This window comes from Streptomyces sp. NBC_00878 (assembly GCF_026341515.1).
In the GTDB taxonomy this organism is placed as follows: domain Bacteria; phylum Actinomycetota; class Actinomycetes; order Streptomycetales; family Streptomycetaceae; genus Streptomyces.
The window spans coordinates 6619083-6632112 of record NZ_JAPEOK010000001.1 but is presented as its reverse complement, the minus strand read 5'-3'; the positions used below and the strand labels follow the sequence as shown (position 1 = coordinate 6632112).

9 protein-coding genes are annotated in these 13030 nt (G+C 69.3%); 2 read left to right on the top strand and 7 right to left on the bottom strand.

Going from position 1 to position 13030, the window contains the following annotated elements; all coding sequences use genetic code 11:
* Positions 1-192: 192 nt before the first annotated feature.
* Entirely contained in the window at positions 193-3006 is a 2814-nt protein-coding gene (secA, locus tag OHA11_RS28815) for a preprotein translocase subunit SecA (RefSeq protein WP_266501293.1), read from the bottom strand.
* A gap of 245 nt (positions 3007-3251) precedes the next feature.
* On the opposite strand from secA, the gene OHA11_RS28810 reads away from it, so the two are divergent.
* A complete protein-coding gene (locus OHA11_RS28810) occupies positions 3252-3830 on the top strand; it encodes a GNAT family N-acetyltransferase (protein WP_266501291.1) in 579 nt (192 codons plus the stop codon).
* Positions 3831-3966: 136 nt separating this feature from the next.
* The gene (locus OHA11_RS28805; RefSeq protein ID WP_266501289.1) at positions 3967-5169 is read left to right on the top strand and encodes a winged helix-turn-helix domain-containing protein; all 1203 of its coding nucleotides are present in this window, start codon (positions 3967-3969) and stop codon (positions 5167-5169) included.
* 32 nt (positions 5170-5201) lie between these two features.
* On the opposite strand, the gene OHA11_RS28800 is transcribed toward OHA11_RS28805, so the two are convergent.
* The 6 genes from OHA11_RS28800 to mtrA all read right to left on the bottom strand — a co-directional run bounded on the left by OHA11_RS28800 (position 5202) and on the right by mtrA (position 13024).
* The gene (locus OHA11_RS28800; RefSeq protein ID WP_055617175.1) at positions 5202-5948 is read right to left on the bottom strand and encodes a response regulator transcription factor; all 747 of its coding nucleotides are present in this window, start codon (positions 5946-5948) and stop codon (positions 5202-5204) included.
* Between the two features lie 206 nt (positions 5949-6154).
* Positions 6155-6880 carry a ribosome-associated translation inhibitor RaiA gene (gene raiA / locus OHA11_RS28795; protein WP_266501286.1) on the bottom strand — a complete coding sequence of 242 codons (726 nt, stop codon included), beginning with the start codon at positions 6878-6880 and terminating at the stop codon, positions 6155-6157.
* A gap of 285 nt (positions 6881-7165) precedes the next feature.
* Positions 7166-8101 (bottom strand): ComF family protein, encoded by a 936-nt coding sequence (locus OHA11_RS28790; protein ID WP_266501284.1) that lies wholly within the window; start codon positions 8099-8101, stop codon positions 7166-7168.
* Positions 8102-8420: 319 nt separating this feature from the next.
* Positions 8421-10268: an LpqB family beta-propeller domain-containing protein gene (locus tag OHA11_RS28785; RefSeq protein ID WP_266501282.1), complete on the bottom strand. Its 1848-nt coding sequence runs from the start codon at positions 10266-10268 to the stop codon at positions 8421-8423.
* Positions 10258-12333 (bottom strand): MtrAB system histidine kinase MtrB, encoded by a 2076-nt coding sequence (gene mtrB / locus OHA11_RS28780; RefSeq protein WP_266501277.1) that lies wholly within the window; start codon positions 12331-12333, stop codon positions 10258-10260. Before mtrB ends, OHA11_RS28785 begins: the two co-directional genes overlap by 11 nt.
* Position 12334: 1 nt before the next feature.
* Positions 12335-13024: a two-component system response regulator MtrA gene (gene mtrA, locus OHA11_RS28775; protein ID WP_323186684.1), complete on the bottom strand. Its 690-nt coding sequence runs from the start codon at positions 13022-13024 to the stop codon at positions 12335-12337.
* Positions 13025-13030 lie beyond the last annotated feature (6 nt).

Sequence of the window (13030 nt, the reverse complement as noted above, 5' to 3'; positions counted from 1 at the left end):
CGAACTGCGCGCCAAGCCCCCACCGAGCCGCGGCCGAACAACACCCGGCCCCGGTCGCTCCCCGGCTCTCAAGGCCGGAGGCCGGGAGCCGGGGCCCGGCTCCCGGCTCCCGGCTCCCGGCAACACGAAGGGCCGGGCGCCAAGAGGCGCCCGGCCCTTCACAACCAACTCGCTCACCCGCGGAGCGAACCGTCACTTCTTGCGGCGACGGCTCCCCTTCTGCTGCTTACGACGCTCCGCGCGCGTAAGCCCGTCGGACTCCGACCGCACCGGCTCATCGTCGTCGTTGGTGAAGTCGCCCTCGACAACGCCACCTTCCCCGTCCACCGTGGGCGCGGAGAAGTGCAGCCGGTCCGGCCGCTGCGGAGCGTCGAGGCCCTTGGCCCGGATCTCCGGACGGGACGCACCCGCCGGCACCGCGTCCTCCTTGGCCAGCGACGGCTTCGAGTCCTCGACCAGGACCTCCTCGACCTGCTGCTCGACCTGGACCTCCAGGTTGAACAGGTAGCCGACGGACTCCTCCTTGATGCCGTCCATCATGGCGGTGAACATGTCGAAGCCCTCGCGCTGGTACTCGACCAGCGGGTCCTTCTGGGCCATCGCGCGCAGGCCGATGCCCTCCTGGAGGTAGTCCATCTCGTAGAGGTGCTCGCGCCACTTGCGGTCGAGGACCGACAGCACGACCCGGCGCTCCAGCTCACGCATGATCTCGGAGCCGAGCTGCTCCTCGCGGGCCGCGTACTGCTCGTGGATGTCGTCCTTGATGGACTCGGAGATGAACTCGGCCGTGAGGCCCGCGCGGTCGCCCGCGGCCTCCTCCAGCTCCTCGATGGTGACCTTCACCGGGTAGAGCTGCTTGAAGGCGCCCCACAGCCGGTCCACGTCCCATTCCTCGGCGAAGCCCTCGGCGGTCTCCGCGTCGATGTACGCGTCGATCGTGTCGTCCGTGAAGTGCTGGATCTGCTCCTGCAGGTCCTCGCCCTCCAGGACGCGGCGGCGCTCTCCGTAGATGACCTCGCGCTGCCGGTTGAGGACCTCGTCGTACTTGAGGACGTTCTTGCGGGTCTCGAAGTTCTGCGTCTCGACCTGCGACTGGGCGGAGGCGATGGCACGGGTGACCATCTTGTTCTCGATCGGGACGTCGTCCGGGACGTTCGCCATCGACATGACGCGCTCGACCATCTGGGCCTTGAAGAGGCGCATCAGGTCGTCGCCCAGGGAGAGGTAGAAGCGGGACTCGCCCGGGTCGCCCTGACGGCCGGAGCGACCGCGCAGCTGGTTGTCGATACGACGCGACTCGTGCCGCTCGGTGCCCAGCACATAGAGCCCGCCGAGGTCCTTGACCTCCTCGAACTCGGCCTGCACGGCCTTCGCGGCCCGCTCCAGGGCGGCGGGCAGCGCCGCGGCCCACTCCTCGATGTGCTCCTCGGGGTCGAGGCCGCGCTGGCGCAGCTCGGCCTCGGCGAGGTCGTCGGGGTTGCCGCCGAGCTTGATGTCCGTACCACGGCCGGCCATGTTCGTAGCGACCGTCACGGCACCCTTGCGGCCGGCCTGGGCGATGATCGGCGCCTCACGGTCGTGCTGCTTCGCGTTCAGCACTTCGTGCTGGATGCCCCGCTTGCTGAGCTGCTGCGAGAGGTACTCGGACTTCTCGACCGACGTCGTACCGACGAGGATCGGCTGGCCCTTCTCGTGCTTCTCGGCGATGTCGTCGACCACCGCGTCGAACTTCGCGACCTCGGTGCGGTAGATCAGGTCCGACTGGTCCTGGCGGACCATGGGCCTGTTGGTCGGGATCGGGACGACGCCGAGCTTGTAGATCTGATGGAACTCGGCGGCCTCGGTCATCGCCGTACCGGTCATGCCGGAGAGCTTCTTGTAGAGGCGGAAGAAGTTCTGCAGGGTGATCGTGGCGAGCGTCTGGTTCTCGTCCTTGATGTCCACCCCTTCCTTCGCCTCGATCGCCTGGTGCATGCCCTCGTTGTAGCGGCGGCCGGCAAGGATACGGCCGGTGTGCTCGTCGACGATCATGACTTCGCCGTCGATGACGACGTAGTCCTTGTCCTTCTTGAAGAGCTCCTTGGCCTTGATGGCGTTGTTCAGGTAGCCCACCAGAGGTGTGTTCACCGACTCGTAGAGGTTGTCGATGCCCAGCCAGTCCTCGACCTTGGCGACGCCGGACTCGTGGATGGCGACGGTGCGCTTCTTCTCGTCGACCTCGTAGTCGCCGGTCTCCTCGATGCCCTTGAGGGTGTTGCCCGCCTCGCCCTTCTTCAGTCGCGTGACGAGCTTCGCGAAGTCGCCGTACCACTTGGTGGCCTGGTCGGCGGGGCCGGAGATGATCAGCGGCGTACGGGCCTCGTCGACGAGGATCGAGTCGACCTCGTCGACCACCGCGAAGTTGTGGCCGCGCTGCACCAGTTCGTCCTGCGACCACGCCATGTTGTCGCGCAGGTAGTCGAAGCCGAATTCGTTGTTCGTGCCGTACGTGATGTCGCACGCGTACTGCTCGCGGCGCTGGGCCGGCGTCATGTTGGCCAGGATGCAGCCGACTTCGAGGCCCAGGAACTTGTGGACGCGGCCCATCATCTCGGAGTCGCGCTCGGCCAGGTAGTCGTTGACCGTGATGAGGTGGACGCCGTCTCCGGAGAGGGCGTTCAGATACGTGGGCAGCGTGCCGACCAGGGTCTTGCCCTCACCGGTCTTCATCTCGGCCACGTGGCCGAGGTGGAGCGCGGCGCCGCCCATGATCTGTACGTCGTAGTGACGCTGGCCGAGGACGCGCTTGGCGGCCTCTCGGACGGTCGCGAACGCCTCGGGCAGCAGGTCGTCGAGGCTTTCGCCGTCGGCGTACCGCTGCTTGTACTCGTCGGTCAGGGCTCGCAGCTCGGCGTCGGAGAGGTCAACGAAGTCCTCTTCGATGGAGTTGACCTGGTCCGCGATGCGGTGCAGTTTGCGCAGGATCTTTCCTTCGCCTGCACGCATGATCTTCGAGAGGACGGACACGAGGGTTTGTCTCCTTGCCGGTCGGGCCTGGGACGGTCGGTTTCAATGGCGGTTTCAATTCACAGCTTGAGCAACGGCCATCGTAAGCGAGGACCCCACCGCGCCGGGAGGTCTGCATGTGACAGCCATTAGGACAACGGGCGGAGGATGCGGAAGGTGCCGCACTCGCGCTACGAAAGGTAACCACCGCCTCACACAGGGCTAAAGTGATGGCTTCCTTGCCGAAGCCCGAGCAGAATCGGCCGATGGACCCCGTCACACTGACCTCCGAACGGCTCCTGCTGCGCACGGTGGGCCCGCACGACACCGACGCCGTGTACGACGCCGTCCAGGATCCCGACATCCAGCGCTGGACCACGATCCCGTCGCCCTATCTGCGCGAGCACGCGGTGGGCTTCACCGAGCAGCTCGCGCCCGACGGCTGGGCGGACGGCTCCATGTTCACGTTCGGTGTCTTCCTGCCGGTCGGCGGTGAACTCGCCGGCATGCTCGCCATCACAATGCATTCCCTGGGAGTCGGTGAGATCGGCTTCTGGACGGCGAAGGAACACCGGGGCAACGGCTACACCACCGAGGCGGCCCTCACCGCCTCCCGCTGGGCGTTCACCCAACGGGCGATCGACCGCGTCGAGTGGCGGGCCGAGGTCGGCAACACGGGCTCCCGCGCGGTCGCCGAACGCGCCGGCTTCACCATCGAGGGCACCCTCCGTTCCGGCATCAACAACAAGGGCGTACGCCGCGACTGCTGGGTCGGCTCGCTCCTCCCGTCGGACCTGGGACTGCCGTCGACCGCGCCCTACCTGCCCGCTCCACACCAGGACTGAACTCCCGCCGCCCGCCCGGCCCGACGTCCACCGCTCACCTTCGCCCCTCCCGCCGCTGACCGCCGCTCGCTGTCGTTCCGGAGGGATTTCCGCAGCTCAGGGCCCACTGTCAGTGGCACGGCATATCGTGCGGACCATGACGAGTCTGCCGCGACCCACCGCCGAACTCTCCGCCGACGAGGCCCGCCGAATCGCCCTGCGCGCCCAGGGTTTCCTGGGCGCCCCCGACCGCCGGGGCGGCGTCCGAGGCGTGCTGCGGCACCTGGGCGCGGTCCAGCTCGACACGATCTCCGTCCTGGCCCGCTCCCACGAACTCGTTCCGTACGCCCGTCTCGGCGCGGTCGGCCGCAAGACGGTGGACGGCGCCTACTGGACCCCCGCGTCCGACGGTACGGCGCCACCACGGCCGCACGCCTTCGAGTACTGGTCGCACGCCGCCTGCATCCTGCCCGTCGAGGAGTGGCCGCACTTCGCCTTCCGCCGCCGCGCCTACCGGGCCCGCCCGCACTGGAACCACGGGCTGCCGGACGGCACGTACGACCAGGTCATCAAGCAGCTGAGGGCCGAAGGCCCGCTCACGGCCACCGACTTGGGCGGCGCGAAGAAGACCAGCGAGTGGTGGGACTGGTCGGGCACGAAGGTCGCTGTCGAGCGCGCGCTGATGTACGGCGAGGTGGTGTGCACGGAGCGCCGCGGCTGGAAGCGGGTGTACGACCTCGCCGAGCGCGCCATCCCGGCCGACCTGCTCCATGACGAGCTGGACGACACGGAGTGCCTGCGCCGTCTGGTCCGGCTCGCGGGGCAGTCCCTGGGCGTCGGCACACGCGCGGACATCGCCGACTACCACCGTCTCAAGGGCGAGCAGGTCGACGCGGTGCTCGCGGACTCGGGTCTGGTCCCGGTCACGGTGGAGGGGTGGTCCAAGCCCGCCTGGGCGGACCCGACGGCTCTGGCGACGCCCCCGCGGGGCCGCCACCGCACCACGCTCCTGTCGCCGTTCGACTCCCTTGTCTGGGAGCGGGCGCGCACGGAGCGCGTCTTCGGCTTCACTCACCGCCTGGAGGCCTACGTCCCCAAGCCGAAGCGGGTCTACGGCTACTTCGCCATGCCGGTCCTCGCCGGCGGCCGTCTGGTCGGCCGCGTGGACCCGGCCCGCGAGGGCAACACCCTCGTCGCCAAACAGGTCACCCTGGACAGCCCCAAGGCCGTACCAGCGGTGGCTCAGGCCCTCCTGGAGGCAGCCACCTGGGTCGACTGCACGAACGTACGGGTGGAGCGAGCGAACACCCCGGCCCTACGAGACGCCCTGACAACGGAACTGAGCCGAACGCTGGGCTAGGACGGACCGACGCCCTCGCCGACAGAGCCCCTTCACCGAATCTCGAGAATCTTCTCCCGCATCGCATACACCACGGCCTCCATCCTGGAGTGCAACTGCAGCTTCTCCAGGATGTTCCGCACATGGTTCTTCACGGTGTTCTCGGAGATGAACAACTCCTTGGCGATATCCCGGTTGTTCATCCCGGTCGCGACCAGCTTGAGAACCTCCAGCTCACGTTCGGTGAGCCGGGGCGCCGGCACCAGCCGCCGCTCATCCGTGCGCTGGATCATCGACTTGAACTCGGTGAGCAGCTTCGACGCCATGGACGGGCTGATCTGAGACTGCCCGTCCGCAACGGCGCGAATGGCCGTGGCCACTTCGTCCGTGGAGATCTCCTTCAGGAGATACCCGGTGGCCCCCGCCTTGATCGCGTCGTAGAGGTCGGCCTCCTCATCGCTGATCGTCAACATGATGATCTTCGCGCTGGGCGCGACCTCCTTGATGGAGGTGCACGCCTCGATCCCACCGCGCTTCGGCATCCGTACGTCCATCAGCACGATGTCCGGCAGCAGATCGGCGGCCTTGTCGACCGCCTCCGCACCGTCACCGGCCTCCCCGACGACCTGGATGTCCTCCTCGGCGGCGAGCACGATCTCCAGGCCGCGGCGGAAGAGCGCATGGTCATCCACGACAAGGACCCTGATGGGCTCCTTGCGTGGGGAGCCCGCGTCCGGGCCCATGCCGACGACGCCGTCGTCGGCATCTTCGTCACGCATCGGTCCGAAGCTGTCCGCCATGGTTCCTCCCCCTGAAGGCCGTGGCCTGTGTTTCCTGTGCCATCGCCAACCCGAGGCAGCGGCCCACCGGTTGGGCCGGTACGGCCATGATTTCATGCCCGGGCGGCAACGCGATGACAGAGCGGGGCACGAAGGGGTCGCACACCGGTGCCCCTGGGAGCACACGGGCACTCCAGGGGCACCGGCTCAGCGCTCGCCGGGCGAGGTCAGCCGCCCAGTGCCCCGCCTGCCGAGGCGTTCTGCCCCCGGGCGACCATCGGGTCCGTGCTGAGGTGGATAACGCCATAGTCGTACGCGTGCCGCCGGTAGACGACACTCGGTTCCTTGGTCTCGGAGTCGACGAACAGATAGAAGTCGTGCCCGACCAGCTCCATCTCATAGAGCGCTTGGTCGAGCGTCATCGGGGACGCGACGTGGGTCTTCTCGCGGACGACAAGGGGGCCGTCACCCTTCACCTCAAGTGAGCCGATCTTCTTGGTCGGCACGACGTCGGGCTCTTCCTCGTGGTGGACGACGCTGCCGTTCCCGTTCAGCGTCGCCGCGCCCGGGACGTGGTCGGCAACCTCGGCCGCCGAGATCCTGCGTGCGCCGCGGCGCGTGTACCGCTTGTCGTGCTGCTTGCGCAGCCGTGCTTCCAGCTTGTCTGCCGCCAGGTCCAGCGCCGCGTACGGATCGCTTGCCGCTGCCTCTGCCCGGATCACCGGACCGCGGGAGTGGAGCGTGATCTCCACTCGGTCCGAGCGGTCGGCCTGTCGAGGGTTGAGCTCCTTGGACACCTCGACGTCGAGGCTGATCACCTTGCCGTCGAGCTTCTGGATCTTCTCCAGCTTCAGCTTCTCGGCCACGTGCTTGCGGAACCGCTCGGGCACCTCGGTCTTGCGGCCCTTGACGACGATGTCCACGCAGAACTCCGTTCCCGGATCGCTCCGCATCGACGGCGGAGCGTCTCCCTTTTGCACCAGGCTCCGGCAAGTCCCGGAACCTCGGACTCGGTGACTTCCACCTCCTCCTCCCCCGCGGGCAAGATCCCCACCCCACTGTCGCGGGTGATTGCAGAAAACCCACGGCACGGCACTCCGATATGCGAGGTACGGCGTGCGCCATTCCCTCACAACCGAACATATCTCGCCTGGACGGATGTCGTCACCCTCTACCGCGACGTACCTCCATTCAGGTGAATAAGACCTCTCACTACCTGCAACGACGCAACTTCTCTGTCAGTTCCGGTTTATTTCGAAGGATGCGGGTGTCGCCGCGACCACAGCCGCGCCGAGCCTGCCTTCGGCGCCGTTCGCACCCCTCATTTCCCTGACCGCTTCTGGCCGTCCTACACCTGTCGCCGTCGCTCGCGCCATACCTTCCCTTGTCACTTTGGGTGTTACTCGGCCGTAAGGACCCGTTCCCGTCGCGAAAGCGGCCTCCAAGGCCCGTGCCGCCTCCGCCAAGGACGCGCCCGTCGTCATCAGGTCGTCGACGAGCACGACCCGCCCGCCGCCGGCCAGCAGCCGCGCGCCCCCGGCGGCCACCTCCAGGGCGCCGGCCAGATTGTCCAGCCGCTGCCGGGAGTTGAGCCCCGACTGGTCGGCCACGGCACGCCGCTGTCGCAGTACGGCGAGTACCCGGGCCGGCGTCCCCGTACGCCGTAGCTCACCCGCCGCGGCGAGCGCGATCCGCCGTGCCGGGTCGTGTCCCCGCGCCCGGACCGCCCATGGCGCGGACGGAACGGGAACGAGCGACACAGGCGTCCAGGAGACGCCCACTCCGCCCATTCCGCCGAATCCATCGGCACAGGGCACGAGCCCCGCGGCCCCACGCCTGCCGCCCGCCCCACTCCAGCCGCCGGCCCCGCTCCCGCCACCGGTCGCGAGCCCCGCCCGCACGGCCCGCGCCAGCGCCGCTCCGAGCGGCCCCGCGAGCATCAGCGCACCCCGTTCCTTGTGGGCGAGGAGCACCGCGCGCACCTCGTCCTCGTACGGAGCCGCCGCGTGCACCACCGGCAGCCCCGGTGGTTCCGGCTCCGGTCGCACCCGGCTCGGTACGGCCCCTGTCAGGGCGGCACGGCACTCCGGGCAGAGCACCGTGCGAGGCCTCCCACAGCCTCCGCACTCGGCCGGGAGCACCAGGTCGGTGAGGTCCCGCCACCACCCCCGCATGCCGACCACTGTGCCAACGCCCGTCCGACCCTGCCACCCCTGTGGAAAACGCCCTGTGGACAACTCCGGTCAACCGCAGGGGCGTTGTCCCCCACACGAGGGACCCCGACCCGACGTACCGGCTCCGCCGCAGCCAGACGGTCAGCCGGACGCGCAGGGCGGATGGGCCAACGGACCGGCAGCCGGCAGGCTGACCAACAGCCGGGCGGACGACAATCGACAAACGGCAGACGACAAACGACAGGCGGCAGGCGGCAGGCGGCAGCCAGACCCCCGGATCAACAACCCTCGGACAGCGAGAGCAAACCGAGCCCCGGGTTCAGCCCGGATAGACCGGCGCCATCCCCGTCTTGACCACCGTCTGCCACTGCGAACCGGACGAGAGCCGCACGATCCCGTCCTCCGAGTGGGCCACCAGGGGCAGCCGTTCGTCCTCGGAGGCGGCGATCTCCTTCACGCCGGTGAGCGCGGCGGGTGCCGGGCCGACCGGCGTGGAGCCGTCGACCTGGACGTACTGGATCTGCTGCACGACCCGGGCCTCGCGCCCGACCACGACCAGACGGCTGTCGCCGGCCCAGGACATGGCGGTGACCTCCTCCAGCTGCGGTGCAACGGACCGCAGCTCATGGATGGAGACGGTCGGCTTCCCGTCCGGCCCCTCCTGCCGCTCGATCCGGCCCAGCAGCAGGGTCGTCCTGTCGCCCTTCCGCACGATCAGGGCGATCCGCACACCGTCGGCGGCCACCCGCACCGCCTCGATCCGCCCGTCGAGCCCGGGCGTCGTGACCACCAGCGGCTCACCCGCGCCCTTCTTGAGCAGGAGCAGTTTGGAGTTCTTCGGAGCACGGTCGGCCACCCACAGGTCACCCCCCGTGTCCCAACTGGGCGTCGTCAGCCCGTCGTTGGCAGAGGTGGCCGTGCTGCGCAGCACGGGTTCCCCGAGCGAACCGCCTGACGCGAGCGACCCGACGTACAGCGAGCGCCCGTCGACCGACACCCCGGCCGCGGTGTCCTCGTCCCGCGAGACCGCGGCCGCCCGCAGCGCCTTGTCGCCGTCGCCGAGCGCACCCGGTACCGGCTCGGGCTCCTGCTCGCTGCCCGCGCTCGCTATCCGGACGAGCCGCTTCTCACCGTCGATGAAGTACTCGTACTCGTCACGCTTCGTCGGGCCGTGCGCGACGTAGCTCTCGGCCCGGCTGGCGCGGAGCACGCACGACTGCGTTCCGTCCGAACGCTGCAGCTCCACCTCGTCGATGCCCGTGGGCGTCAGGTTCTGGAGGGTGAACAGGATTTGGGCCGCCATCTCCTGGCACACGGACTGGCCGATCCGGTCGGCCTTTTCGTTCAGCGGCACCGTCAGTCGGTTCTGGTCGTCGGGCGTCAGCGACTTGACGCCCTTCTTCAGCGCCGTACCGGTGGGGAAACTGGACCTGACCACCGGCTTGAGCCAGCTCGTCGGCCCCTTCAGGAGCGAGCGGACCATCTGGGTCACCGGGTCCACCTGCTCGCGTACGTAGACGGGGTCGGCGACCGCCCCGAGCTGCTCGTCCGTCCCGCCCGCCGTGTTCGACGCGAAGTAGTACTTGTTGACGGACACGTAGTTGCGCTGGAAGTCGGACTTCCCCATCACCAGACCCTGTGGCGGCTCGTCGATGCGCCACTGCCTGGTGCCGTCCTTCTCCTGCTGCTTCGTGAGGTGCACGAGCTCTCGGTACGTCCCGTTGGTGGGCTCGTAGGCGAACTGCGAGTCCACCGCGGCGACCTTGGTGCCGGTCAGCGAGTAGGCGTAGTCGCCGGTCGCCTCGCGGCTGCCGCTGTGCTCCGCCACCGTGTTCGGCCCGTCCGCGAGCACCGTCGTCGACTCGTTCGGCCGCCACTCCTCGGACGCCTCACTGGTCAGGTATTTACGCGCCGTCTCGAACCCTGGATCGTCGCTGGTCAGCGCCTCCAGGAAGCCCTGCACGATCTCCTCGGGCCGGGCGTTCTCCCGCGGCGGCATGGCGAACACCCTCACCTGCGCGTCCGGCCGCTGCGATGCCTCGACCCCGCGCAGATCCCCGCCGTCCGGCATCGAGGCGCATCCGGTCAGCAGTACGGCTCCACAGGCGCCGTACACCACCACGCGCGCCGGACGCCGACGGCCGCCCCGATCGCGGTCAGCGCCCACGTGATTCCTCCCCCTGCTTCAACCGATCCGGCTCCCCGCCGGCTCCCCGGCCGTCCTCGGACGGGGCCTCCTCCGCGGCCAGAGCGCTCTGGCCGCGCGCTTCCGCGGTGGGCCGCGGCACCACGCGCGCGCCGTTGCCGGGCAGCGCCGCCGGGTCCACGGCGCCCGTCACCCGGGGCGCGAGCTGCGACCGCGCCTGCATGGGCGGCGGCACGGCACGCTCGCTGTCGGGCTGGACGGGCACGGTGGCCAGTTTCTGCGTACCGCCGAGGGGCAGCCCGGCGTCGTTCAGTCCGCGGTTGCGCCGCGAGTCCTTGGGCTCCAGGGGTATCGGCGAGCCCCGCAGCGGCTCGTCCGCGGTCCGCGGCAGCGTCAGCCGGAACTGCGAGCCGCCGCCCGGCTCGCCCCAGGCCTGCAGCCAGCCGCCGTGCAGCCGCGCGTCCTCCAGGGCGATGGACAGGCCGAGGCCCGTACCGCCGGTCGTACGCGCGCGTGCCGGGTCGGCCCGCCAGAAGCGGCTGAACACGCGGGTCGCCTCGCCGGGCTTGAGCCCCACTCCGAAGTCACGCACCGCGACCGCGACCGCTCCGCCCGCCGCCGCGAGTTTGACCACGACGTCCTTGCCCTCGCCGTGCTCCACGGCGTTGACCACGAGGTTGCGCAGCACCCGCTCGACCCGCCGGGCGTCCGCCTCGGCGACCACCGGCTGCTGGTCCCCGACGACCTGTATGTGCGTGCCCTTGCGCTCCGCGAGCGGCTCGGCCCCGCTGACGACCCTGCGGACAACTACCCGCAGGTCTATCGGCTCGGCCTCCAGGGCCGCCGCGCCCGCGTCGAAGCGGCTGATCTCCAGCAGGTCCGCGAGCAAGGTCTCGAACCGGTCGAGCTGGTCGGCGAGCAGTTCGGCCGACCGCGCGGTCATCGGATCGAAGTCCACGCGCGCGTCGTGGATGACGTCGGCCGCCATCCGGACGGTCGTCAGCGGCGTACGCAGCTCGTGCGACACGTCGGAGACGAACCGCCGCTGCATCCGCGACAGGTCCTCCAGCTGCTGGATCTTGAGCTGAAGGTTCTGCGCCATCTTGTTGAAGGCCTCACCGAGCCGCGCGATGTCGTCCTCGCCGGTGACCTTCATACGTTCCTGAAGGCGCCCGGCGGACAGCCGCTCGGCGATCCCGGCGGCCATCCGTACGGGCGTGACGACCTGGCGCACCACGAGCCAGGCGATCGCCCCGAGCAGTACCACGACGAACAGCCCCGCCGTCGCGAGCGTCCCCTTGACCAGGCTGAGCGACTTCTCCTCCTGCGTGAGCGGGAAAAGGTAGTACAGCTGGTACGGATCGCCCTTGGGGTCGTTGACCTGCGTGCCGATGATCAGCGCGGGCTGGGAGTCCTGGTCGTTGGTGTACACGATGCGCGTGTAGCTCTGCGCCGCCCCCGTGCCGTCGTCGACCCGCTTACGCAGGTCCTGGGGCACGCTGAGGCTCGGGTCGACATAACCCGACGCACGCGGCCCGAGGCCCCTGCTGTCGTTGTCCGCGGAGGTGGTGCTGAGGGTCACGACACTGAACGCGCCCTGGCCGCCGCTGGACAGCGACTGCACGAGGTCGCTCATCCACCCGCTGACGTTCTGGACGGGGTTCTCGTCCGAGCCCGGGCCGTCGTCCCCGCCCGCGCCCGCCGCGCTGTCGGCCTCCTGCTTGGCGACCGTGAAGCCGCCCGTGGCCTGGCTCTGCGAAGCCTTCACCTTGGCGTCCAGCAGGCCGTTGCGCACCTGCCCGATCACGACGAAGCCCAGCAGCAGCACGACGCCCAGCGACATCAGCAGGGTCGTGACGACGACCTTGAGCTGGATGTTGCGCCGCCACAGCCGCATGACGGGCAGCAGCGGACGCCGCACCCAGCGCATGAACAGCCGAAGGACCGGGCTGCCCTGGACTCCGCCCCGCAACAGCCCGCCCTCGGTGAACCGTGCCCAGCGCGGGCCCGTCGTCTTCCGACCGACAGGCCGCCCCGCGCGGGTCCCGGGCCGGCCGGGCGCCGAAGCGGCACTGTCCCGGGACATGTCAGCTCGGTCCTGCCTTGTAACCGACGCCGCGGACGGTCACCACGATCTCCGGTCGCTCCGGGTCCTTCTCGACCTTGGAGCGCAGCCGCTGCACATGGACGTTCACCAGGCGGGTGTCCGCCGCGTGGCGGTAGCCCCACACCTGCTCCAGGAGCACCTCTCGCGTGAACACCTGCCACGGCTTGCGGGCCAGCGCCACCAGCAGGTCGAACTCCAGCGGAGTCAGCGCGATCGACGCCCCCTCCCGCTTCACAGAGTGACCGGCCACGTCGATGACCAGATCGCCGATCGCGAGCTGCTCGGGCGCCGGCTCCTCCGACCTGCGCAGCCTGGCCCGGATCCGGGCCACCAGCTCCTTTGGCTTGAACGGCTTCACGATGTAGTCGTCGGCACCCGACTCCAGGCCGACCACGACATCGACGGTGTCGCTCTTCGCGGTGAGCATCACGATCGGCACCCCGGACTCCGCCCTGATCAGGCGGCACACCTCGATACCGTCCCGGCCGGGAAGCATCAGGTCCAGGAGCACCAGGTCGGGCTTGCTCTCACGGAAAGCGGCCAGCGCCTTGTCGCCGTCGGCTACGAAAGACGGCTCAAAACCTTCACCACGCAACACAATGCCGAGCATCTCGGCCAGTGCGGTGTCGTCATCGACGACAAGGACTCGTCCCTTCATAAACGTCATCATCCCATT